This window comes from Cardinium endosymbiont of Nabis limbatus (genome assembly GCF_965196625.1).
Lineage (GTDB): Bacteria > Bacteroidota > Bacteroidia > Cytophagales > Amoebophilaceae > Cardinium.
Genome location: NZ_OZ239769.1, coordinates 905,294 through 929,408, shown reverse-complemented (window position 1 = coordinate 929,408; position 24,115 = coordinate 905,294). Strand labels below are relative to the sequence as shown.

General features: G+C 36.2%; 19 protein-coding genes. 9 read left to right on the top strand and 10 right to left on the bottom strand.

The window, feature by feature from the left end; genetic code table 11:
- Nucleotides 1-251 precede the first annotated feature (251 nt).
- Together ACOALF_RS04195 and ACOALF_RS04190 are read right to left on the bottom strand one after the other, a co-directional pair.
- Nucleotides 252-1,310, bottom strand: a complete 1,059-nt coding sequence (locus ACOALF_RS04195) for a PP2C family serine/threonine-protein phosphatase (RefSeq protein WP_419241248.1) — start codon at nt 1,308-1,310, stop codon at nt 252-254.
- A 213-nt stretch (nt 1,311-1,523) separates the two neighbouring features.
- Nucleotides 1,524-2,087, bottom strand: coding sequence for an NUDIX hydrolase (locus ACOALF_RS04190; protein WP_419241247.1), 564 nt, complete (start codon nt 2,085-2,087; stop codon nt 1,524-1,526).
- A gap of 743 nt (nt 2,088-2,830) precedes the next feature.
- On the opposite strand from ACOALF_RS04190, the gene ACOALF_RS04185 reads away from it, so the two are divergent.
- On the top strand, nt 2,831-6,427 hold the full coding sequence (locus ACOALF_RS04185) for a sodium:solute symporter family transporter (protein ID WP_419241246.1): 3,597 nt from the start codon (nt 2,831-2,833) through the stop codon (nt 6,425-6,427).
- Nucleotides 6,428-6,604: 177 nt separating this feature from the next.
- Here the strand turns inward: ACOALF_RS04185 and ACOALF_RS04180 are convergent, their stop codons facing one another.
- The 3 genes from ACOALF_RS04180 to ACOALF_RS04170 all read right to left on the bottom strand — a co-directional run bounded on the left by ACOALF_RS04180 (nt 6,605) and on the right by ACOALF_RS04170 (nt 11,607).
- Nucleotides 6,605-7,627 (bottom strand): hypothetical protein, encoded by a 1,023-nt coding sequence (locus ACOALF_RS04180; RefSeq protein ID WP_419241245.1) that lies wholly within the window; start codon nt 7,625-7,627, stop codon nt 6,605-6,607.
- A 121-nt stretch (nt 7,628-7,748) separates the two neighbouring features.
- Nucleotides 7,749-8,954, bottom strand: a complete 1,206-nt coding sequence (locus tag ACOALF_RS04175; protein ID WP_419241244.1) for a hypothetical protein — start codon at nt 8,952-8,954, stop codon at nt 7,749-7,751.
- Nucleotides 8,955-9,009: 55 nt separating this feature from the next.
- Nucleotides 9,010-11,607 (bottom strand): ATP-dependent Clp protease ATP-binding subunit, encoded by a 2,598-nt coding sequence (locus ACOALF_RS04170; RefSeq protein ID WP_419241243.1) that lies wholly within the window; start codon nt 11,605-11,607, stop codon nt 9,010-9,012.
- Nucleotides 11,608-12,036: 429 nt separating this feature from the next.
- On the opposite strand from ACOALF_RS04170, the gene ACOALF_RS04165 reads away from it, so the two are divergent.
- Nucleotides 12,037-13,521: a hypothetical protein gene (locus tag ACOALF_RS04165; protein WP_419241242.1), complete on the top strand. Its 1,485-nt coding sequence runs from the start codon at nt 12,037-12,039 to the stop codon at nt 13,519-13,521.
- 669 nt (nt 13,522-14,190) lie between these two features.
- Nucleotides 14,191-16,251: a hypothetical protein gene (locus ACOALF_RS04160; protein WP_419241241.1), complete on the top strand. Its 2,061-nt coding sequence runs from the start codon at nt 14,191-14,193 to the stop codon at nt 16,249-16,251.
- Nucleotides 16,252-16,307: 56 nt separating this feature from the next.
- Here the strand turns inward: ACOALF_RS04160 and ACOALF_RS04155 are convergent, their stop codons facing one another.
- Both ACOALF_RS04155 and ACOALF_RS04150 read right to left on the bottom strand, forming a co-directional pair.
- Entirely contained in the window at nt 16,308-16,445 is a 138-nt protein-coding gene (locus tag ACOALF_RS04155; RefSeq protein WP_419241240.1) for a hypothetical protein, read from the bottom strand.
- A 17-nt stretch (nt 16,446-16,462) separates the two neighbouring features.
- Complete coding sequence (locus ACOALF_RS04150; protein ID WP_419241239.1) at nt 16,463-16,786, bottom strand: hypothetical protein; 324 nt, start codon at nt 16,784-16,786, stop codon at nt 16,463-16,465.
- Nucleotides 16,787-16,989: 203 nt separating this feature from the next.
- Here ACOALF_RS04150 and ACOALF_RS04145 point away from each other — a divergent pair, with 203 nt between their 5' ends.
- From ACOALF_RS04145 to ACOALF_RS04130, 4 genes are all read left to right on the top strand, one after another.
- Nucleotides 16,990-17,310: a sodium:solute symporter family transporter gene (locus tag ACOALF_RS04145; RefSeq protein ID WP_419241238.1), complete on the top strand. Its 321-nt coding sequence runs from the start codon at nt 16,990-16,992 to the stop codon at nt 17,308-17,310.
- Nucleotides 17,204-17,506, top strand: a complete 303-nt coding sequence (locus tag ACOALF_RS04140; RefSeq protein ID WP_419241923.1) for a hypothetical protein — start codon at nt 17,204-17,206, stop codon at nt 17,504-17,506. Before ACOALF_RS04145 ends, ACOALF_RS04140 begins: the two co-directional genes overlap by 107 nt.
- Nucleotides 17,507-17,530: 24 nt before the next feature.
- Complete coding sequence (locus tag ACOALF_RS04135; protein WP_419241237.1) at nt 17,531-17,752, top strand: HD domain-containing protein; 222 nt, start codon at nt 17,531-17,533, stop codon at nt 17,750-17,752.
- 835 nt (nt 17,753-18,587) lie between these two features.
- Nucleotides 18,588-19,802, top strand: coding sequence for an IS256 family transposase (locus tag ACOALF_RS04130; RefSeq protein WP_419241131.1), 1,215 nt, complete (start codon nt 18,588-18,590; stop codon nt 19,800-19,802).
- Between the two features lie 10 nt (nt 19,803-19,812).
- Here ACOALF_RS04130 and ACOALF_RS04125 read toward each other — a convergent pair whose 3' ends face one another.
- Nucleotides 19,813-20,049: an ankyrin repeat domain-containing protein gene (locus ACOALF_RS04125; RefSeq protein ID WP_419241236.1), complete on the bottom strand. Its 237-nt coding sequence runs from the start codon at nt 20,047-20,049 to the stop codon at nt 19,813-19,815.
- Nucleotides 20,031-20,522, bottom strand: coding sequence for an ankyrin repeat domain-containing protein (locus tag ACOALF_RS04120; protein ID WP_419241235.1), 492 nt, complete (start codon nt 20,520-20,522; stop codon nt 20,031-20,033). The genes ACOALF_RS04125 and ACOALF_RS04120 overlap by 19 nt, the downstream gene beginning before the upstream one ends.
- A 143-nt stretch (nt 20,523-20,665) precedes the next feature.
- Here ACOALF_RS04120 and ACOALF_RS04115 point away from each other — a divergent pair, with 143 nt between their 5' ends.
- Nucleotides 20,666-21,268, top strand: a complete 603-nt coding sequence (locus tag ACOALF_RS04115; RefSeq protein ID WP_419241234.1) for a phospholipase D-like domain-containing protein — start codon at nt 20,666-20,668, stop codon at nt 21,266-21,268.
- On the opposite strand, the gene ACOALF_RS04110 is transcribed toward ACOALF_RS04115, so the two are convergent.
- Nucleotides 21,239-23,071, bottom strand: coding sequence for a hypothetical protein (locus ACOALF_RS04110; RefSeq protein ID WP_419241233.1), 1,833 nt, complete (start codon nt 23,069-23,071; stop codon nt 21,239-21,241). The genes ACOALF_RS04115 and ACOALF_RS04110 overlap by 30 nt on opposite strands.
- A 437-nt stretch (nt 23,072-23,508) precedes the next feature.
- On the opposite strand from ACOALF_RS04110, the gene ACOALF_RS04105 reads away from it, so the two are divergent.
- Nucleotides 23,509-24,093 (top strand): hypothetical protein, encoded by a 585-nt coding sequence (locus ACOALF_RS04105; protein ID WP_419241232.1) that lies wholly within the window; start codon nt 23,509-23,511, stop codon nt 24,091-24,093.
- Nucleotides 24,094-24,115 lie beyond the last annotated feature (22 nt).

Sequence of the window (24,115 nt, the reverse complement as noted above, 5' to 3'; positions counted from 1 at the left end):
ACCTTAAAAAACAAGAATATTGTGTCTATGTGGTCCGCCTTGTATATAGGAAATTATTTGTAGTAGTCAATATTTAATCTCACAGACAGTAAAAATTAAACTTTAAGCTTGTCAGTGAGAATAATTCTTACATTTAAAATAGGTCCTTCAAACCTCATTTCTTAAAATAAGAATTAGCCTTCTTTGGGAGGCTAATTCTTATTTGTTATGCTCCCTCCCACATACCCATAGAAAAACTTAATCTGCAATTATTAATCTTTATGTATATACATAAGTGCCGTTATATCGTCTTTTTTACCTCCAAAACCGCTTGCATTGCGCTTACCTTGACTAGCCTTAACTGTTGCGTCTACTACAATTTTTATGATTTTTGGTATAGGTAGTTTGGCATTATCGTTAATAAGTTGAAGAATGGTGCCAGGAGATAAATTATCAGTTAAACCATCTGTATACAAAAAGACAATGTCTTTGGTTTGTAATTGAAATGTATCAGAACTACAGGTGGCCGAGATTGTAGTGTATTCTTTTACATCTTTCCCTTTCTTAATAGCTACTGCATCAGTAGAATACATGTTCCTTCTTCCCTGTATGGACTTATGAACTATTTTCTTATCCCGAATTACCATCAACCCAGAGTCTCCTACGTTAACCCATTTTAACTGACCATTATCAATGGTTGCTATATTAATAGTGGTAGCAGGAGGATGACTCTCGAAACCAACACCTTCACCCATTAATTGCAATATTTCTTCGTCTTCTAGGTCTGCTTTGTATTCTTCTACCCATTTTTTGTAATCTTTTATATCTTTCGGATTTGTCACATCTTTCAATTTTTCTTCATAATATTCCAACTCTTCCAATAATCTTTTCTTTCCGACTTCTTCGATTATTTTTTTAAATGCTGGGCCTGCTTTGCTACAGGCATCTTTAAGTATTTTTTTTGGTTCTGTACAATTGGATTCTATGGCATAGGAGATCATGGTGCTAGACATCTTCGCTGCATATTCCCAATTGGAACCAAGACCATCTGCGATCATCAATCTAATGCTTGTCCCTTGCTGAGCATAAGCAGCAGAATCGTCTCCATATTGATACACTGGACCATCGTTCTTGTTATCAGAATCCTCATTCTTCCCCTGACCAGCCACTGCTATAGATTTTATACATTTAATATCAGTGCTCATGACGTTTCTCTGACGCTCTGAACGAAGTGCATCGTGCGCACTTTGGACTTTTCTTTCAGGATCCATATTATTACTCAACTGATTACAGGATGCGACAAGGGGTAAAACAACTAAATACTTTTTCATGATTGTGTTTTTTAGTTAAAAATAGATATACTCCATGACCTGCTCAAGCAGAAACATGATCATGCAGTTTTCAAAAAATACTTATGAAAAAGCAAATAAATTAAGCTATAATAATCTGTACGAATGAATAAACTGAATAAAGTAGCCATATATAGAGTTTTTACTATTCTTTTGCCACCACGGATAAAAACATTAAAGTTCCATTAACGTGCTTTATTTTCCCTTTTCTGAGAATACTCCTAATAGATTCGATTTCAACATTTCTTTTCCGCCTGGAACTAGATGTAATTGTTTGGCTTCTTCTGGATCAATCCATAAGTAATCCGTATGCTCCTGATTTAGCACAACTGAATAATCAGATGGTTGAGACTTAGGTAAAACTGCTTTAAATAAGTGGAGTAGATAGTCTTGTTTTGGTACAAAAATCCTTACACCAATGGTTTTCATAAGCTTGGTCTCTTCTGGAAGAAGTAAGATACCGGTTTCTTCTTCTGTTTCTCTTATGATCGCTTGAAGAGGCGTTTCGTTTTGTTCTAACTTCCCACCAGGTGTGCACCATGTGCTGCCTGCATCTGTGAGGTGATTTCTTTTTAATAACAATATTCTTCGATTGCATACTACATAACACGTGACTACTGATTTACTAGGCTTAAAATCCTCTATTAATAATGGGTCAAATGTAAAAAGACCACCTTTAAATGGTACTGGATTCGTTGATAACGTTCTTTTATTTTTCACTAGATTTCTAGGTATATTAGGATATGTAATTTTTTCCATTATTCCACAAGTGACTTTTTTGAGTCCCATATGCATGTTTTGCTTTATTCTTGTACAAGAAGACAAGATATTGAAGCTTAACATCCCGATGCATAAGACTATTCTACAGTTTATTTTTTTCATATCAATTACATTTAAATATTAAATATATATTACAAATAATAGTGTTAATTCACTATGCATTGCAAATACAGGACTTAAGATTACGGAATCAGTTCCTTAGTCACATCTAGTTTTCAACTTGAAAGTCTCTAAGTTTATCATTTTTAGGTTCATGTATGTTTATATATATGATCCTTGATCATCTTGTCAGTAACACTAACTGTATATTTTATATTGAAACAACGCACTGCAAGTGCGGGGCTTTTCTTCCAAGGTGAAACAATAAGACATGCTTATGATTAATAAAATTGTATAAGCGTTTATGAAACAACCTGGCACGATAATTAAATCTTATTAGGTTTTATGCCTATAAAGTTTTTATATAAAACAAACTAAAAAAATGGCCATTGCATAATATAGTTTTAATTGTTATGAATAATACTTCATGGCGTACTTAGCTGAAAGATCTAGTTGAAATCGATAGCTCTATAATAAATAGTACAATACGTAATAATGCCTATGACATCAGTAGGATTTCTACCTTTATTTTTTTGATTCAAATACAAAATATTAATATAATTAAATTTATAATGATCTTCATATCAAATAACCTTTATTAATCTTATGGATTACTTTCATTTATGATATGCTTTAATATTCCCTTTGTAACAGTAGGTTTTTTTTTGTTGTTGACCTTTGTAGTCGGTATTTACTTTTCTAGAAAAGAATCCACTTTTCTAGAATATGCAGTGGGGAATAAAAAATTCTCTACGGCTACCTTAGTAGCTACTGTATTGGCTACTAATTTTGGCGGAGCAGGACTGTTGCGTAACGTACAACAAGTACATAACCTTGGTCTTTACTGGATCGTTATATACCTTTTGATTATATTTCGCCTTTGGACCATGAGTTGGCTAGCACTACGTATGAGCCCATTTATGAAACATCTCTCTATGGCCGAGACGATTGGTAGTGTATATGGTAAGTACCCAAGGATTATTACCGCTTTATTGAGTATTTGTAAATCCATTATTGCAATTACTAGTCAAATCATCGTAATGACTGAAGCTGTTTCTATATGTGTGGACTTCGTTGATCCCCGTATAATTACTGCCATTTCTGCCTTACTACTTATATTCTATTCTACTTTTGGAGGTATTCGTGCTGTTACCTTTACTGATATATTGCAGTTTATAACATTTGCTGTGATTATTCCACTTTTGGCTTGGTTTATGTTTGTGAAAGTAGGAAAACCAGTTGTAGAAATTATACCCCTTCTACAGACCAAATCTAAGTTTCAGTTTAATAGCTTATTCCATTTTGATATTAAACTAATAAATATGGGTACTATAATTCTATGTTGTTTAACGCCCTGCATAGAACCCTCTATGATCCAAAGGATTTATATGGCTTCTGGTCCAATCCAAGCCAAAAAGGTTTTTTCATATGCCGCAATTTTCAGTTTTGTTATACGAATTTTTATAATTCTAATTGGTCTATTTGTTTTTATCAGGGCACCAGAGTTGATGCTAAAAGATATTTGGACCTATATAATGTATGATATTCCATCTGTTTTTAAAGGATTTGTTGCTATCAGCTTACTAGCAATGGCTATGTCTACAGCTGATTCTGAATTGAATTCATGTTCTATTATGGTTAGTCATGATATAGTAGAAAGTATACTAGGAGCCAATAAATCTCCTTATGCTTATCAACTTAGGTTGGCTAGAATAGTTACACTGGTGATTGGATTATTAGCTATGATAGTATCTTTTTACTGTAAGGATCTGTTGAAATTAATGTTTTGGACCTTAGATTTGGATGTTATAATAGTTGCCCCATTTATTTTAGCTGTTTTTGGGTTTAGAGGTAGTTCCAAGACTGCTTTAATAGGTATGACTATAGGTGCATTAGCTATTTTATCTTGGAATAAGTGGCTTAAACCTTTAATAGGTATAAATGGTGCTTTTGCTTGCATGTTGATCAATATCTTAGCCATGGTGGTTGCCCACTATCTACTCAAACAACCAGATGGTTCTGGGTGGGTTAAACCAGATGATAAGTTTAAACAAATGCAACAAGAAAATCAACGTAAGAAGGCAGCACGCAAAGAATCAATTAAAAACTGTTTGACTAATAGAAAGCTTACATTGGCCAAACTGGTACCAAGTCATACTACGCTAAGATATGTAGGACTTTATGTGCTCATCACTAATTTATTGATTTATTTTACAACCTCTATTGTGGATCATGTACCATGGTTTATGTTTCAACTTTTAGTAGGGGCTTATTTTTTAGGATATAGTACGTTTTTCCAGGAAAAGAGACCATATATTACAGGTTGGATAATGGGGCTACTTTGTGTAATTGGTTTATCTTTTTGTCTTCCTATCAATGTACTTTGGCACTGGTGGCGTGGAACCAATCTTTTCTTAACCTTAGGCTTGTCTTTATCCAATTTGTCTATAACCTTGATGATATTCCCTTTATATCTAGGTATAAGCTTTTTAATAATTACTATATTGATCGCTATATGCCTTAGCTCTGTTTATTATACCAAGACTCTAGTTCTATCACCATTAACTGTTATATTTCTTCTACTGTTTTGTCTTGTATTAGGATTACTTATTTTTGGTATTCTTGTTTTCATTAAGGCTAAAAATAATCGTTATTCTAATCGAATTACCTACCTAAATGATAAAGAGAAGATTAAAGAAATACGAAGATTAAAGTCAGCTCTATATGATGCAGCTCTAGTTCCATCTAATGGTGTTACTTCCTATAGCCATAAAGGACATGGATTTATTTTAAACCAAGTAGTTCGTAAAGTTGAAGAATCTATCTCATTTTTAGATAGCAAAATGCCTCTTTATAAGCAAGACTTGCAAAGTATTATCAATAAATTTTATGATTGGATAGCCTATTTTAATAGAAGGGAAAGGGCTAAATATAATGCGCTCATTCAACCTACTAAGATTACTTTAGATAAGCTGATACGTAAGGTGGAAGTGACGTTATCTCAAGAGGCGGTTGATCCACCTAAGATTCTTATAGAGGAAATAGATAATCCTAATGGAGCACTACCTGACTATATTGTGTGTGATGTTAATCAAGTCGTTTACTTGTTAGTTCAGGCCGTTATACGTGTTAATGGTAATTTAGATAGATCTAGTACACCGGTTATTCGCATACAACTGCATGCTACTGCTTTGCAATTTAAAAAAGCAGAACCTATTGATAATAACTATCCATCTTTTATAGATTTTCAAGCTACCGCTCTGGTAGTAAGTGATTCTACTGTTGCTTATGAATCCCTTCCTAAGGTAAAAGATCTTTATAATGACACGATAGATGATATGGGGTTTCGATGGAAAAAAGGATCATCACCATCTATAGATCTTCAACAGCAAACTATATCCATTGTTATTCAGGCCCACTACGGTTATTTGGAAGATTCTAGTGACCAAAAGCAATCCACTATGCTACTGGTACTGCCTAATGATGTTACTGAGATTCTCAGTAAGATGTCTATTAAATTGCCTATAGATGCTTTAACCTCAGAAGCCACTATCACTCCTAAAGAGCAAGCTGATTCTATGGTGGTATTAATGCAATTCCATGACTATATCTGCAAATTTTCTCATCAAGAGGATCCTATTGATATGAAAATAATTTCTAATTTGATTTTATTATTACGGAAACATTTTGGATTTAAACGGCATGCCTCTGGACAGTTGTTTTATGTTCGATCAGTAGGGATTGCTGCATTAGTGGTAGAATGGGTGTTTCACTCTCCTAAAGTGATTTATGCTGCTTTGCTCTATGAATTGGTTCGTCGTACTTGTTTGCCGATTTCTTATATCGAGAAGCATTATAATTTAGGTGTTTATGCCTTTGTGCTAAATGTTGTAGGTATAGATAAACGTCAAGACTTAGATCATCCTTCTTTGCTTTATGTAAAAAATCGATTGAAGGAAGCTATTAAAGAAGGTCACGTACAACTTTCCGTTTTATTTATAAAATTGGCTGAACGGCTTTATGACCTACGTCATGCAGCAGGCTATATCCATCTAACAGAGGTTCAACATATGGCGCAAGAAACATTGGCTATAGATGTGCAAATAGCCAATACATACTTAGGAAAAGAGATAGGAATAGCTTTAGAACAAGCCGCCAAGAAGGCACTAGAGGTTTTTGAAAATACAAATAAAGAAAAGGGTATTGTGACAAAAAAATAGAAATATCTCTCATGAAAATTAAAAACAAATACTTTTTTGTAACCTAAAAGAATTAATATGTTATATTTATACCTACAAATACATTTAAGTAATTGTTCCTTTCCAACTATTTAATGCTTATTAAGCAGCTACCTTTATGACAGAAAGACTAAAGCAGATGGTTTGGCAAAAAAAATCCTATCCGAATACCAACTGGCCAATAAACTGGATGAGATCAGCTGCAATAAAGTCTGCATAAAGGACTGTGGTACCATGGTCTACAAACAGACTAGGATCTATCGCCACCAAGTTGTGGGCATGGAGTATACCTTTATATATACGTTCTTGTATGTTGGGTCGATTGGGCCCAAGCATAGACCTATGCTTATAGCTTGCCTCATTGGTATTTATAGGAATCAGATTATTTATATAATCGGTCTTTCCTAACTGACTGGCTAGCGGAATTAACGTATCGTGCTTTCTACCTTTTTTACCAGTAATCAATAGGGTATAGGCATCATTTAATGCTTCTATCGCTCTATCTTGGTGTCCTGTTGTCATATTGAACAATTCGGAAAAATCATTCTGATGAGTTGCAATCAACAGACAAGGAATCTCCAGATTTTCTTGTAGAAAGCTAGATACACTTTTTACACATGCACTATTGGGCATGATATCTTTTAAGCCATTTATCGGCACCCAGCGGGGGCGTGTAAGCAGCAGCATCCATGTTTGTAGCGTCATAATGCGTTTGATCCTAGATAGCGGATAACCAATAAGCGCCAATCCCTTTTCTGCATTGGATATAAATTCCTGTACATCCTTACGGCTGCGTTCAAGCAGAGGTGTACCCATGAGCGGCGCATTAAGCGTTATGATGCCAACTATATTAAGCTGGCTTTTATAAGATTTACCTAACATACAAGCCAATAGGCCACCTTGACTATAGCCAATGATAATGAGTGGAAAAGAGCTTGGTTCTTTATTATAGCGGATGAGTTCAAGTTGAATCCACTTCAACATATCCTCTGTTTGTTGCGCTATAGATCGTATAACAGATTTGAGTCGAACCCTACAGGTTGGTTGAATGATTAAAACCGATTTCCCAAACCGCTTGTTCAAGTGGGCTGCAATGGGTTTTAGCTCATCTTCTTTGGCATATAAACCATGTAAAAGCAAAACCGCAAAAGTAAGTGTTTGGTCTAAAGTGGGTCTATCCATGCTGTTTTGTATGGTAATCTATAAGAGGCTGATCTAGTTTAAATTGAGCCATTGAAGCAATCGCCTCAATTTAAGAAAATTAGCACCTTTTGTATCAAGCAACCAACTGAAAATAGTTTGTTTACTGATTTTTGGTAGCTTCAGGTACCAGCTTGGCTATTCTAGCAAAGTATTCAATTAGGTTAGTTAATGAATAACTATTTTCCATACCTAGATTAATCAGAGCGGTATACACATCGGTTAGATAGGTACCGAGTTGTATACTATTTAAGCAGTACTGCATAGGGTTTGTATGAACGGACTTTCTGCTTTTCCGAGGCAACATCATGTTATTATGGCTTGAATAGAAATGAAGCAATAGACGCATACCATTGTAAATATAAACCGTATGCGTTAATCTATCTATGCTATCTTGTAGTGGCTTTACAGGAAGATCATTTGGTGAAAGGGAGCTAATATTTGCCTCAATAGACTGAAGGGCCGCATTAACTTTTTTTGGAATAGCATCGTAATAATCTTTCTTTAGTTGATTAAAATAATCCTCTAGGAATTGATATATGTCCGTTTTCTTAGACACTGTAACGCTTTTGAAACATTTAGCTTTATCTATTAATAAACCCTCTAAAATTGCAGTAGTGTCTTTGTCATTTTCGAAACAGAAATGTATAATGCCCTCTGTGCAAGCAACCACTTGGTCAAATATGCTCAATTCACTTGGGTTTTTGTCCGATTTTTCCATTGACTGATTGCTTACATCAGCTGGCTTTGCTTGTGCTTGCACCTTTTCTTTTTCTTTTACAATCCGATCTATAATGTTATGAAACATCACTTTGATTAACCCGCCACCATGAGATGATTTAGCATCACGATACTGTTTCGGTGCATTACTTTTATACTGGTTGTAGAAAAGATGTTTAACCATATGGTCAGGATTATGTTCCTGTAAGAAGGTATTGCGCAATGCATTATATATTTCAATATCTGCTTGTTCAAAATAGCTCCCCATAGCCTTGCATTTTTCATTATCCGTAGAAAATACATCACATAATTGACGGATGAGGTTTTTATCATCATATTTTTGATCCGGATCACTATAATCTTTGTTCGCTCTATTAAGGTCTGTTACATGCGCTTTTAGATTTTCAATAAAATCATCTATAAACTGACCCAATTTTCCCACACCAGATTGAATAGAGGATGCGATTTGACCAGCATTAGGGCCTATAGTACGGCTACTATTATACATATTATTCGGACCTAGATAGGCACCATTACACGATATAAAGTATAAAAGGGATAAGCAGTGCAACCATATATACATGATCATGGCATGATTAGTTTAATCGATTAATAAGTAAAAAAAGGTTATCAGAAAGTACAGCTTATGTAGTATTTGAAAATACCACTGTTCCTTTATCATAAGCCATATGAATAGGTTGATCTTTGGCAAGCCGCCCAGATAGCAATTCTTTAGACAATTCATTGAGTATCATCCGTTGTATCAAACGCTTGAGCGGCCTTGCGCCAAATTGCAAGCTATAGCCTTCTTGTGCAAGATAATCTATAAGCCCTTCATCTATTTGGATGGCTATGCCATTCTTTTGCAAATCTATTTTAAGTTTTTCTACCTGGATATATACAATATCTTTAATTACTTCTTTCGAAAGTGGATGAAACATAATGATTTCATCTACCCGATTTAAAAATTCTGGACGCATGTGATTTTGAAGCAATTGTATAACCGCTTCTTTCGTTTCTGCCAATGCTTCTTCAGTAGGCAAATCTTCCATACCAGCAAATCGGTTTTGAATAAGGTGGGCACCCATATTACTGGTCATAATAATAATGGTATTTTTAAAACTTGCTGTTCTACCTTTGTTATCCGTTAGCCTACCATCATCCAATACTTGCAGCAAAATATTAAAAATATCTGGATGGGCTTTTTCTATTTCATCTAATAAAATTACAGAATAGGGCTTAGTGCGTACCGCTTCTGTAAGCTGGCCGCCTTCATCATACCCTACATAGCCGGGTGGTGCACCAATCAGCCGACTAACCGCATGTTTTTCTTGGTATTCTGACATGTCTATCCGAATCATAGCCTGCTCATCGTTGAATAAAAATTGAGCCAGTGCTTTGGCAAGTTCTGTTTTACCTACTCCTGTGGTACCTAAAAAGATAAAAGAGCCAATGGGCTTACGGGGGTCTTGTAATGCGGCACGGCTTCTGCGTACTGCATCAGCAATCGCCTGAATGGCCTCTGATTGGCCTGCGACACGTTTAGCCAGTACAGACTCTAGGTGAAGTAGTTTTTGTCGCTCATCCTGTAGCATTTTAGCAACAGGAATACCGGTCCAGTGCGCTACAATTTCAGCAATATCTTCTTCCGTAACCTCTTCTTTAAGGAGGGGGCTCGCATCGCGTAATGCTTCTACCTGTTCTTGTAACCCTCTGAGCTTTTTTTCTGCTTCTGCAAGCCGTCCATAGCGAATTTCTGCCACCTTACCGTAGTCGAAACTTCGTTCAGCTTGTTCGGCTTCTAGACGCAATTGTTCAATTTGTTTTTTTTGTATGCCAATGCCCTGAATGATCGACTTATCATGCTCCCATTTTGCTTTAAGCACATTCTTTTTTTCACTTAGGTCCGCAATGGTTTTAGACAACTCTTCAAGTTTCACTGTATCTTGTTCTTTGCGCATCGCCTCTCTAGCAATCTCTAGTTGGGTAATCTTGCGTTGTAGTTGGTCTAAATCAACAGGAATGGCATCTAAGCCAATGCGTCGTTTGGCAGCAGCTTCATCCATTAAATCAATCGCTTTGTCTGGTAAGAAACGTTCTGGTAAATACCGATTAGAGAGCTGAACAGCTGCTATAACCGCTCCATCTTTAATGCGTACACCATGGTGCAGTTCATATTTTTCTTTGATGCCCCGTAAAATAGCAATCGCATCCTCTTGACTGGGTTCATCTACCATTACAACCTGGAACCTTCTTTCTAAGGCTTTATCTTTTTCTATATACCTTTGGTATTCCTTTAAAGTAGTGGCACCAATGGCATGCAATTCGCCCCGCGCAAGCGCTGGTTTGAGTAGATTCGCAGCATCCATAGCACCCTCTCCAGAAGCACCGGCCCCAATCAGCATGTGGATTTCATCGATAAAAAGAATAAATGCGCCATTCGAATCGACTACTTCTTTAATGACCGCCTTAAGCCGCTCTTCAAACTCACCTTTATACTTGGCACCAGCAATCAAAAGGCCTAAATCTAAGGCAAAAATAACCTTAGATTTAATGTTTTCAGGGACATCCCCCGCTACAATTCTTTGCGCCAAGCCCTCTACAATAGCTGTTTTACCCACTCCAGGCTCGCCAATTAATAGTGGATTATTTTTCGTTCTACGTGAGATAACTTGTAGGGTTCTTCGGGATTCCTCATCCCGTCCAATAACGGGATCTATTTTACCCTGCTGAACCAATTGGTTTAAGTTTTTTGCATAACGCTCCAATGACCTATATTTAGACTCTGCACTGGGGTCAGAAACCTTATGGGTGCCCCGTAATGCCTGAATGGCTTGCAGCAACGGTTGTTCTTCTATCCCATGTTTTTGCATTAAGGCTGCTGTTTTGTCTTTCCCTACACAGAGGCTGAGCAGCAAATGGTCTACCGCAACAAAATCATCTCCTAACTTTTTTTTATAATCTTTTGCGCTACGAAGGGTCACATCCATATTCGGTGATAGGTAAGGCTGTTGCCCAGAGGCTTTTGGATAGGTTTGAATCAGTCTATCTAGCGCTTCCGAAAGAGGCATTAAGGCCACCTGAAGTTGTTTGGTCAGAAAGTCGATATGTGCCTCGTTGCTGCTTAAAATGGCCTTTAGTAAATGGCCATTTTCAATAGTAAGTTGTTGATTTTCTTGCGCAATGGTTATAGCACTTTGTATTGCTTCTTGTGCTTTAATGGTGTATTTTCCAAAGTCCATAATGGGTATATCAATCGCTATTTTAATTTTAATTCCAATACTTGCTAAATATAATAATTTTTGTCTGCTTAAAATCCAAATCCTTTCAATGGACAAAGTGAAAATTTGGTAAGATGCATGGGGGGCGCACGCCCATCTAGCTATTTGGATTTTATGTCCACAATTTAAATGGATTGTACACCTGTAATGTTGGTTGCGTTTAAGCTAGACAATATGAATTTTGCATGAGTCATGAGCCATATTGAACAAATTAAGTATATATTATGCTCAAAATAAACGTATTCAACTTGAGTAATAATATTTTGTTTACAATTAACCTCAAATTTTTATTTAAAAAAGATGAAAAAGATAAATATTTTCTATAATTCTATTCTATGGGCTAGTACACTGTCAACATTAGTTGGATGCAATTACAATACCAAAAATGGGATGGATAATCCATCTGAGAAACAAGTGGGTTTAATTGATAATGATAAACCATTCGACGAGTCATCTGTTGAAAAAGTAGATTTAGCTTATAAATCATATGATAAAAAGCTATATAAATTTAATGCTGAGACGCTCGAGAAACTAGGTCATTTGGGTGATAAATTAATCGTATTCCTTAATTATTTTAAAGAGTATTGTGCATGTGAAAATAAAACTAGGTTTCCAAATGTAAAAGAACTTTTGAGGATTGATACAGCGCTTTTGCCATTACAGAAGCCCTATCGTGATCAGGGTGGTTTGCTTATACCAACACCTCCTGTAGACAAATGTAATATGACTCTAGAGGAGGAGCAGAAATTTAAAAACTGCACAACTTCTAGCCCTACTCACCATGATCTATTTTATTGCAGTTGTTGGATCGGTAAGCTTAAAAAAATCTGTAAGGAGGCGTTGAGTAATGCATTTATGTGCTCATCTTCTGGCTTGAGTGATAAAGATTATGTAGAATCGGAACGAGATCAAGTTGGGCGCGCCATCGCCTCATCTGGTCGGTACCATATTTACTCGAAAAATCCCGATAAACAGATGAAGCATGGGGCGAAGAAGATATATGATCGCAGGATACTAGAGAAACTCAGCTATAAAGGTTCAGATGCTGAGCGTAATCGATCCATTGATAATGCAGCTACCGATGTATTCGATAAAAATCTTATACCTTATTTAGGCAGAGTAGTAGACTACTTGATACGCCAGGCGCTTAATACTAGTGTTGCTATAGGATATATTAATTTAACGGATGCTAAGGAAAAATATAAAGAAGCTACCCAGCATACTGCGTTTCTTTGTAAGAAAGAGTATAAGCATAAGTATTACACCTATATCAACAATACTTCCAGGGACGCCAGTAAGAACTATCAAAAACGTCATATTTTCTATAATCCTGTAAATATAATTGACAAACTAGAGGAATTGAGCTTGCAACCTATTGATGGCAGTTACAATCAACTTGTCAACTTAGTTAAGTCGATCTTTTTTAGAGCACAAGATGAGCCTAATAAAGAAATACTAGATAGTCTTAAGAAGGAAATATTAGATAGTCTTGAGATGCTCTATAATATTGTGTATAGTACTGATATAGTTGATATAATGCGTAATATAGCTATAATCCCACTAATGTATAACGCTCCTAAAAGTACAAAGGTAGAGCACGTACAAACTACAGATGCGCGAACAAAAATCATTGTAAATAGGTATATGATCTTACTTACTGGTGTTATCCTGAATCAGGGGCCTGATGATAAGCTTACTAGGATGGATACTCTGGTTAAGGAGTTGCAGAGTATAGGTCTGTGTATCAATTCCATAGAGTCTGGCTCTACTCCTGCTTCATGTAACGCCACGGGTGAGGGATCCGATAGTCTAGTCCTAGGTACAAATACTAAATCAGGGAATAGAAAAAAGAAAAGTTGGGGAGCACGGAGGTAAAACAGAAAACAAGTAATTCAGTTATTATACTACTAGTTTAGTACCCATTCAGCCAATGGCGTCAACTTAAGAAATGGACTGGAGTATTATTTAATTGATTTTCAGTTATAACAGTATTATTTTTGGTCTTGCTTTTTTATTTTTTAATTTAACGTGTAAATTTTTCCTATGTTTTTTCATAAAAAACGCATAAAATGGGTTTTATCAAGGTAGGTAGGCCCTAACGGGCTTCCCTTCCCATACCGCCGTACATACGGATCCGTATACGGCGGTTCGATTAGTTAACTGCTTCAATAAAAGACCTTAGGCCTATCTTTTCCAAGTAGGACCATCGGGAGCGAATGAACAAAAAGTTACGGTTTCGATTTAATCCCCACATTTATTGTGTCTATTCATAGTTAAATCTTGATCGCTATAAAGTCAACCTCAGTAAGTTTATCGTATTGCAAGATATTTGTGCCAAACAAGACATTGATCAATGCATCGATTTGCGCATTACCTGTGCTAAAGCTATAGTGAACCAACCAATAAAATCTACTAGATAGTATCTTCATAAGAGATTGGCCTGTATATTTAATTAAAAAAATTAACTTAAACGCTTAGTTTCAATAAAACGTTTACGCTAAAAATTATATCTATATTTTTTAAAGAAGCGTTGAATATAAAGCGATGCGTAGCTATTTTGTTGTTTGCATACTATTGGTTCAGAGCTTATCTGTAGCTTTTGCTTCAGATCTACCTCATTTGCTTTCCTTTGATGACTATGTCTATGCAATCTACCAGCGGCAAAATTTTACAGAAGAAGAAAGTTTTGAATCGATCCAAGAATCCTTGCAAGAAGCCTATGCTACGCCATTGGATTTAAATAAGGTAACAGCAGAAAGATTGGCTGGATTAGGAATTTTATCTGAAAATCAAATAAAAAATTATTTTAATCATTTGGCTACCACAGGTCCGCTTTATTCTAAATATGAGCTACAGGCGATTCCTGATTTTGATTTAACCACGATAGCTTTGCTTTTACCTTTTGTCTATGTAACAGAAAGCTACCATATAGCATCGCAATCTTTGCAAAGCCATACCAATAGATCCAACTCTTTTTTATTGCGTTATACGCCTCCATTTGGCGCATTGGACCAGCTGAAAAGATTAGGCAATCTGGATAAATATAGCGTTCAGCTTTCCTGTAACCATCAAAATGATATAACATGGGGCATTACTGCTAGAAAACAAGCCGGAGAATCTTTTTGTTGGGATCATGCCACCTACCGGTATGGATTTAACCTATGGTCTATTTTTGTAATGGTACAAAATAAGCCATATCTTAAGAAATTGGTCATTGGCGATTACCAAATTGGCCATGGGCAAGGCTTGCTATTCAGCGCAGGTTATATCCATACAGGGGACTCCATCTCTTCTATCATCCGTTCTAATAACGTAGGCATCCGCCCCTATAAAGGCATTAGGCGTATTGGATTGCGCGGCATAGCCCTCACATCTGATCTAGGCCCTATTGAGTTAACAGCCTTTTATGCAAATCATACCCTAGATGCTACCCTCCAACTGAATGCGCAGCATCAGCCCTATACCCATCGAATAGATTGTGTGGGTAAATATGATACGGTCCATAACTTAGCCAAAAAAGGGACCATTCATGAACAGGTCATTGGGGCGACCATACGCAAACAGTACGATAGAAACCAAACGGAAATAGGCATCAACTTACTCTATAACCATTATGATATACCTATTATCAGAAATGAGGGAAAGGAAGAAGATACGGATGCCTATCTATTGTCGTCACAATCTGCTGTTGGCCTATTTTATCGATTGTTGTGTAAAAACTGGCTCCTTTTTGGAGAAGGGGTACTTACTGTGCCCAATACGCCTAGGGCTAAGAAGGGAAAAGCATTGATTACAGGGTGCATCATAAGCCTTTCACGCTATATAGATCTTTCCGGTGCGTTGTATTACTATGGCAAAGGGCTATACACTCCCTATGGGAATGCCTTTAAACGTTATGCTACGGACCATGCCAATGAAAAAGGGGGATATGCTTCTTTGCAAGTTACGCCTTTAGCCAGCTGGCAAATCGCAACGAGTGGTCACTTTTTTGCTACTTTAGCACCTAAGCCACAGTTGGCGATAGCCAGTAATGGCTATCGTTTTATTACACGTTCTAGGTATATATGGAACCGTTCCACCACATGGGTGGTGCAGCACAAGCTGCATAAAAATCCGCGCAATAAGCCTAAAGAGGCAGATCGCGTAGCAAAAATTGAAGCAGCTACTCAAAACAGTTTTAAGTGTAAAGTAGAGCAGAAGCTTACCCATTCCTGGTGGACCCATTCGGAAGTGCAATATGCCCGTTATACGTTTTTAGGGGATACCCATCATGGTTATGCATTAGCCAACACACAAAAATGGAAAGGAAGCAAATGGCAGTTTTCCTGCAAAGCAATCTATTTTAAAAGCCAAAACTATGCGACTAGATTATACTTTTATCTACCCAATCCATTATATAGTGGCACGCAGTTTCATCCCTATTCTGGTCATGGCATAGCTACTACCTGGTTGGTCTGTTGGAGGCCTATTAGTTGGGTGCGTCTGGAAATGAGATATACTTTTACCTATTCTATTGAAGATCTTTCTCAAAAAGAAGCAGCTAAAACCGCTAGATCGGGTCCATGCAAACACGATGGCACCATACAACTTTTAGTACATTTTTAAAAATGCAACCATTGTTTAGACTTGCTTCGATGTTTTTAATGAAAGTGTTATAACCATCAGTCTACTATAGGATTAGCATGTAAAACAGGTTCTATTTCTTCTTGAAACACTTTTCTTGGATTTCTGCTTTTTACTTCCACATTGACTACTCTGCTTCCGATCTCTTGAATAATAGGATGTTCTTTAATGCGCAAAAAACGATTCGAATCAATTAAATATTTTTTTGCTTATCCTTGTATTCAAACTTTTTTCCAGCACGTTTTTCTGCTGCTATATAATCTTCTGTAAGTATAATAGAAAGCAAAGGATAAGTATGCCTTATATGTTTAGCAAATAGGAAAAAGCACTTTTTAGCCTCTTCTATCTCCCAATCAGCTAGCTGATTGGGATAGCCAAATGTTTCCAAAAAGGAACCCTTAGAGACTACTATATCGTAGTAATCCCAATCAACCTGATCAAATATTTCTTTACTACAAGTAAGATAAAGCAAAGCTTCTGTAAAATGTAAAAGTAGATAGTGCAATATGATGATCAATGACTATGCTGTTAGCTAGCCTTCCATAGCTAGATCCCTTTGGATCAGCTATGCAGCTTACTTTTTTCCTTGTTTTTTAAAATATTCCGTTATATAACCTGTTATTTCTTGTCTAGGAGTACCAGAAATTCCATTAATGGTATATAAAAGCGCCATTACGGTTGTCTTTATTTTACTTTTTAACTAAACCAACTGACTAAGTAATGCATCTATTACCAGATAAACATAAAAATTTACTAAAATGCACTATACATACCAGCATACAGTTAACAGCACTTGGTATCATCAGTGAACCTTTATTAGGCATACCTGCTACCTGGTCTATCTTAATGGGAGGGCTTATTACGATAATATATACAGCTATAGGTGGTATTAAATCAGTTGCTATAACGAGATATAGTCCAGTTCTTCATATTTATGGTTGCTGTTCCGCTTATTGCGTATCATGTGGTATATCACGTAGGGGGTATAGAAGCATTATTTTTAAAAGTACCTTCAGAAAAGTTTTTGATTCTAGGGCATGAACGATTCTATCGTTACATGATCTATTTTATCATATGGATTTTACAAATAGGCATGGTAGATCCTGCAATTGTGCAAAGAATGCTTATGGCTAAAAACAAACGTCAGTTACGTAATAAGTATATGATTATTACTTTATTTGATCCTGTTTTCCGATTCCTAGTCATGCTTATTGGACTAGGTGGATTAGTACTATAGGAACTATTTTATACCCATCCATTAATGGTAGCTACTATCTTATTAAAGATGACCAGTGACCCAGATGCTATCGTTGCAGCCTTATTACATGATACTGTAGAAGACACACCACTCTGTTTAGATGAAGTAGCCTATCAATATGGAAAAGAAGTAGCCCATATAGTCGATAAAGTTACCAATATGGATTGTATGGCATGGAAAAAGATCAAGCTTACAGAGAGGGAAAACAAACAAAAAAACAACTGATTATAAGAATATAAGAGTGATTATGGTTAAGTTGGCTGACCGGCTACATAACCTAGAAACCATTGGTTTCCAACCGTTGGAAAAATAAAAAATAATAGCTGAAGAAACCTTATCTTTTTACATACCATTGGGGGAAATGCTTGAATTAGATAGTGTAAACCAAGTTATTGATGAAATGAAAGCAATTTGCCAAGCTATTATCAACAAGGTAAATATAATGTAAATCAATATTTAACCGGACCTATTAGTTGTAATAACCTTTACGAATTTTAAGGCATTTGGTCTTGTTTTTGGCATGGGTATCTATTCACCCAATGGCGCCAACTTTTTATCGGCGGCCATGGGCGATGGAGTATGCTAACAATCTACTTGCACCTCTGTGCTAAAATAGATTTTCCTTAAGTTGACCAGATTGGGTGATCTTTTGGAAGCAGCCTAGTAATCAGGAAATAAGAAATAGATTTCGATATATCTGTACGGCAATTAGGGCAGTTTCTTGGTTGTTGAGCATGTATTTGGGTTGATACATTCTTAGTAATACATCTCAAATGAAACGTATGACCACAGTTTAGTGTAGCATAAGGAAATTTCTCATTATTTAAATCTGGTATATCTGGTATACCTGCAATACAAATACTACATTCCCAAGTTGGGTCGTCTGGCATTTTTAAACAACCATCTGGTAAAAGTATCTCGTACAGGTCTTCATGTTGAATAGCCGACATAAAAGGTGTAAAGCCACGTTTATTCTCGAGTTTGTAAATAAAATTGTGTAAATGCTTATTATTAACTAATCTAACGGATTAAATCGTTAGTTATAAATGAGTCATAAGCAATGGAACAACAACAAATAAATATAGATCCAAATCTACTAAATGAATTGTCGAAGTCTATTAAGAGTGAAAAAGATTTAGCTATTCTCAGCAAGCAACTATTAAAAATCACGGTAGAACGTGCTATGGATGCAGAATTAGAGGATCATCTTGGCTATGAAAAGCATGCTATAGAAGGCAGGAACACGGGAAATAGCCGTAATGGTTACTCTCCTAAGCGATTAAAGGGTGATTTTGGCGAAATGGAAATTAATACGCCACGTGACCGAAACAGCACGTTCGATCCTCAAATCATTCGCAAAGGGCAAACTCGCTTCACTGAATTTGATGAACAAATTTTGGCTCTTTATGCTAGAGGGATGACTACCAGAGATATTTCAGATACATTCAAAGAGCTGTATGGTACAGAGGTATCACACAGTTTAATTTCGAAAGTAACTGAATCTGTTATTGAGGAGATTACTGTTTGGCAGAATCGTCCATTAGAAACAGTATATCCCATATTGTATTTAGATTGTATCGTTATCAAGTGTCATCAAGATAAACGCGTAATCAACAAATCAATTTATTTGGCATTAGCCATTAATTGTCAAGGGCAAAAAGAATTACTTGGTTTGTGGATAGCAGAAACCGAAGGTGCAAAATTTTGGCTCTCAGTATTAACTGAGTTAAATAATCGTGGCATTAAGGATATTTTTATTGCTTGTGTTGATGGATTAACCGGATTTCCAGATGCTATTAATACAGTATTTCCAAAAACCAAAATTCAGTTATGCATTGTTCATCTTATTCGTAATTCGTTACGTTATGTACCCTATAAGGACATGAAGTCCGTCGCATCGGATCTTAAAGTTATTTATCGCGCTATTTCTCTTGAGCAAGCGGAAGAAGCACTTCTTATTTTTAGTGAAAAATGGGATAAAAAATATCCAGCTATTAGTCGTTCATGGCATAAAAATTGGAGCAACATTATAACTATTTTTGACTATCCTGATGAAATACGAAAAATTATTTATACGACCAATGCCATTGAATCACTCAATAGCGTTATTAGAAAATCTATCAATAACCGTAAAATTTTTCCTAATGACCAATCTGCATTAAAAGTAGTATATTTAGCCATACAGAAGGCATCACAAAAGTGGACTATGTCTTTACATGATTGGAGAGCGGCTCTGAATCGATTCGCTATCGAATTTGAGGGAAGATTCTCCTAAAAAACGGCACTTACACAAAATAATTTACAGGCTCTTTATTCTCAGCTGTTTTGCTAGCACCTTTAGCAATAAGCAGTTCAGCTATAGCTGTTTTGCTAACATCTTTAGCAATAAATGGTTCAGGTATGTTTTTATTACCTATGCTTGACACATAATGAAGAGAGGTGCAACCACATTCATCTGTTTCATCTATTTTAGCTCTATGTTCTAGTAGAAGTTTAATGATTTCTATATGGCCACCCGGCATTGCCCAATGAAGAGGGTTTTTTCAAGACGATCTTTTTGATCTACCTTAGCTCCATGTTCTAGTAGAAGTGCAACTATTTCTAGGTGACCTTTATATGATGCCCAATGAAGAAGGGATCTTCCAACATTATCTTCTTCATCTACATTAGCTTTATATTCGCATAAAAGCTTACACACATCTGTATGTCTATTGTGTACTGCATAAGACAAAGGAGATCTCCTGAGATTATCTAATCCATGTACATCTGATCCACTGCTCAATAATATTTTAACCTTTTCTATATTACCTTTTTCTGCTGCATCATGTAAAGGATATGAATCTTGTCTTTTTTGATTTAAATTTTTTATTAAATTTCCTATTCCTACGTATTGCCACTGGTTAGTTTGGTCTTGACCCCGAAACATATCAGATTGATCCCCTAAGGAGCTACAAGACGCAATAAGCGGCGCAACAACTAAATACTTTTTCATCATAAATTAAATTTTGCATAACCTATCAAAAAAAAATGATACTAATTTTTATATGCAATACAAAATCTTTTATACAGATCATCCGATCTGATTTTGAAATCAGATGAACTTATCTGAAATTTATACCCACATATTTAAAAATATTCATGAAAAAATCTACCTTTCGAAGGTTGCCTCGTATAACCCATGCATGGGTGAAGCTTTTAGGAACGGTTGCCATTGCCTTTAGTAGCCTATTGGTACATTACACCTCTTGCAATACTGCCAATCGACCCGATGCTGACTTAGCCATACAAGTGTGGTTTGCGCCAGAGGACCCTTGTATGGACCTTATTGTGCACAAGATTCTATCTGCTAAGGCATTGATTCTTGTGCAGGCGTATGTGATAACCTCTAGCAGGATTGCAAATGCACTGATAAAAGCGCATCAGAATAGGGTAGAGGTTCGGTTATTAATAGATAAAAATGCGCAGACTACAAGGGGAAGTCAAGTGCGTTGGTTGTTGCAACATGGTATTCCGATTATAATTGATAAAACCGTTGGGTATGCACATAATAAAGTGATGATTATGGATGATGAATATGTGATTACCGGTTCTTTTAATTGGACGCATGGGGCGCAAGCCAGAAATGCAGAAAATTTGTTGGTGATAACCAGCAAAAAGGTCAATAAACAGTTTAAAAATAATTGGTATATTAGGGCAGCAGCTGGAGAACAGTTAAAACCTTGGCGCTATTTTCCCACTTAATAGAGTGGAATCAACTATAAATCTATCTTTAGCAAAGCGCAGTACTGGGATATATTGATTAGAATGGTGTTTGCCATAGGATATACCCTGAAAAATGAGGCCATTGTAGTGCATATCTTCCCATTCTTTTTGAAAATAGGTGCCATAACGTCCCAGCATCTGACCAAAAAACAGCATCATTTCATAACCAATATAGCTTTTTTCACTCGGGTATATAGCATTTTTTGCAAAAAACTTTTCCCGAAAGGCACGCAACGCAGGCCTACTATAGTCGATATAATTGGGCGCTAAACATACAATAGGTAACTGTTTGAGTTGATGAATAGATAATATTTCTTTTTTGATCCATTGTTCATGACCTATAACGATTTGTGGCTTAATGCCCAGTTTTAAGCAGAGGCTTATTACATTAGAGATAAGCCACTCATTTTGAGAGGGGAGATAGATATGGGTTAGCTTTGTGTAATCAAATCTATTTTGTTCAATAGCTTCAAGTTCTGATGCTTCTTGGTGCGTAGCTTGCTCGAAAAAGCTTTTAATCGTTTCATTAGACAGTTGTACAAACAGATCTATTGGCCTACCTAGTTCTTGTTCAACCCTATCTTTGTATAGGGTTGCTTGTAAGACCTCTTTCTCTTCCATACCGTAAAAGACGCCTACACAAGGTGCTTCTGTTGCGGTACGATCTATATCACTTAGTGTAAGTGTTGCTGCGCTTTGTCCATAGGTTGCTAGGTCAGGCTGAAAAAGAAAGGCAAATGGATTTCCATGGGTTACGGCAGCATTATCTGAAATAGGATTTACAAGATTAATCTTGTGTTTTTTAGCAAATGCAGCAACCAATGGAATTGTATTAGGATAGAGTGGGCCTATGATGAGATCCATATAGGGCATGCCCTCTTGTTCCAGTAAGGCTTGTGTGGTTTTTGCATTCTTTTTGGTATCAAATACAAAAAGATTTATAACCATACCCTCTTGAGCAAGCTGTTCTATGGCCAGCTGTATACCCTGGTATAGCTCAATAACAAACTGATCTGTACATGCTTCATAATCCAATTCTTCTACAAAAAAGGGGAGGAAAAGTGCTATATTATAAGCAGCTTTACGCTTAGAGACCAGGCCTTTTAAAGGATCGTATCTATAATCTGAAAAGTTATATTGCTGCTTTAAGGTATTTAATAAGGTAAAATCTTGTGTAAGGTAAGCTGCTCGGGCGGCTTTTTTATGTAAAATAGTTTTGATGAGCGCATCATCTGGAAATTTTTTGATGAGTGCTTCTAAAGATGCATGGTTTTCTATCTTCTTAAGGAAATATTTTTTCATTTGCAGCACCGATTGACGCATATGCTTATCTTGAATCAAAGCCAGCGCTGCCAAGGCTTCTGTAGGATCTCCTCCTTCAAATGCACACTGCGCACACCAGTAATGGACTTCATCTCGTTTGTTCCAAGTTGGAAATTGACGCTGTATCGCCAAAAAAGCCTTTTGGGCGGTTGCTTTTTCCCCATTGTGGTAGGCGGCTAACGCATGGTAAAAATGGATATAGGGCGAAAGGGAGGGAGGGTGCTGCATGGTGCTCAGTTCATCAAACAATGACTTTGCCGAAGCATAATCTTTTGCTTCGTAAACTTTTTTAGCTGCTTCATATTGCACCAATAGAGATTGTGCATCCCGATCTGACATACCTAATCTTATTTTAGGTCTTGCCCCAGCAGTAGCCTCTAAAGGTCGAATCAACAATAATAAAAGTAACCATAGATAAACATGAATAGCTGTGCTTGCTTTTTTTTTATATAAATCCATATTCCATTTGGTATGGCTAGGTGTTGCGATGATAAAAAATAAAATAATGGTAAATTTACATTTATTCGACGCTCCGTACAAAATTATTAGTAAAAAGCTTACTACCCCTTTATCCAATTTGCAAAATCATATCACCTTCATTATATGGATAACCACAGAAACAATAAGCTGCAAGATATAGCTGATGAACTGGGCACTTATACAGAAAGCCTACCTATCCAAAAACACCAGAAAAAGTTATATATTTAGATAATCCTTTAACGAAAAAACAAAAGAAAAATATTTATTAACCGACCCTACTACTTTTGAAAGATTATTAACTATAAATTTTTTAAACCTAGGTCCAAAAAAAATAATATTTTAACTTGGTTATCAGAAATGGAAAATATATGTAATCAGATTTTACGTACTAATCCTAATTAAAATTAACAAGTAATATGAATAAGCATTTAAACAATTATATATATAAAGTTGTTCTATTGTTTGCAGCTACATTGTCCATTAATTTTACCAATAAAATAGTCTATTGTGTGCTATCGTTTACTGTTTTAATGTGTACTTTAAATGCGATAGCCAAACACCATGGTAGCAAAAAGGCGACTATAAGCATAGTATGCTGCACAACGCTAACGTTTGGCTTATTATACAATAAGCCCTATTGCATTATCCCTGGCAAGCCTATTAGTGGACTGATTTTAGCATCTTTATGTGCGGTATTGATGGCTTCTTATATTGGTTTTAAGCTTTTTTTAAAGCTAGAGACTAGGTATGGTTTTGTCGTCAGCAATTGCATCAGTTTATTGATCGCTTCGCTGGTGGACCATCTTATCATGGGCATATTTTTTACCAATAGCTTTCCTATGCATAGGATTTTGTTGATTCTATTTAAAGAAACCGCCTACACCTACCTCTTTACATCGATCATATATCTATGTTCAGTTGCAGTTTCGTATGCGAAACCAGCCTTGATGAGGCTAATCAAAAAAATACTTACAGCTATTGGTCGCTATCCGGCTGGTTAAATCTACCCCCTTTGTGTAAGGG

Coding starts and splice junctions, on each gene's coding strand:
- ACOALF_RS04195 (WP_419241248.1), bottom strand. CDS start 1,310: ATGAAAAAGTATTTAGTTGTTTTACCCCTTGTCGCATCCTGTAATCAG.
- ACOALF_RS04190 (WP_419241247.1), bottom strand. CDS start 2,087: ATGGAAAAAATTACATATCCTAATATACCTAGAAATCTAGTGAAAAAT.
- ACOALF_RS04185 (WP_419241246.1), top strand. CDS start 2,831: ATGATATGCTTTAATATTCCCTTTGTAACAGTAGGTTTTTTTTTGTTG.
- ACOALF_RS04180 (WP_419241245.1), bottom strand. CDS start 7,627: ATGGATAGACCCACTTTAGACCAAACACTTACTTTTGCGGTTTTGCTT.
- ACOALF_RS04175 (WP_419241244.1), bottom strand. CDS start 8,954: ATGATCATGTATATATGGTTGCACTGCTTATCCCTTTTATACTTTATA.
- ACOALF_RS04170 (WP_419241243.1), bottom strand. CDS start 11,607: ATGGACTTTGGAAAATACACCATTAAAGCACAAGAAGCAATACAAAGT.
- ACOALF_RS04165 (WP_419241242.1), top strand. CDS start 12,037: ATGGATAATCCATCTGAGAAACAAGTGGGTTTAATTGATAATGATAAA.
- ACOALF_RS04160 (WP_419241241.1), top strand. CDS start 14,191: ATGCGTAGCTATTTTGTTGTTTGCATACTATTGGTTCAGAGCTTATCT.
- ACOALF_RS04145 (WP_419241238.1), top strand. CDS start 16,990: ATGCATCTATTACCAGATAAACATAAAAATTTACTAAAATGCACTATA.
- ACOALF_RS04140 (WP_419241923.1), top strand. CDS start 17,204: ATGGTTGCTGTTCCGCTTATTGCGTATCATGTGGTATATCACGTAGGG.
- ACOALF_RS04135 (WP_419241237.1), top strand. CDS start 17,531: ATGGTAGCTACTATCTTATTAAAGATGACCAGTGACCCAGATGCTATC.
- ACOALF_RS04130 (WP_419241131.1), top strand. CDS start 18,588: ATGGAACAACAACAAATAAATATAGATCCAAATCTACTAAATGAATTG.
- ACOALF_RS04125 (WP_419241236.1), bottom strand. CDS start 20,049: ATGCCGGGTGGCCATATAGAAATCATTAAACTTCTACTAGAACATAGA.
- ACOALF_RS04120 (WP_419241235.1), bottom strand. CDS start 20,522: ATGATGAAAAAGTATTTAGTTGTTGCGCCGCTTATTGCGTCTTGTAGC.
- ACOALF_RS04115 (WP_419241234.1), top strand. CDS start 20,666: ATGAAAAAATCTACCTTTCGAAGGTTGCCTCGTATAACCCATGCATGG.
- ACOALF_RS04110 (WP_419241233.1), bottom strand. CDS start 23,071: ATGGATTTATATAAAAAAAAAGCAAGCACAGCTATTCATGTTTATCTA.
- ACOALF_RS04105 (WP_419241232.1), top strand. CDS start 23,509: ATGAATAAGCATTTAAACAATTATATATATAAAGTTGTTCTATTGTTT.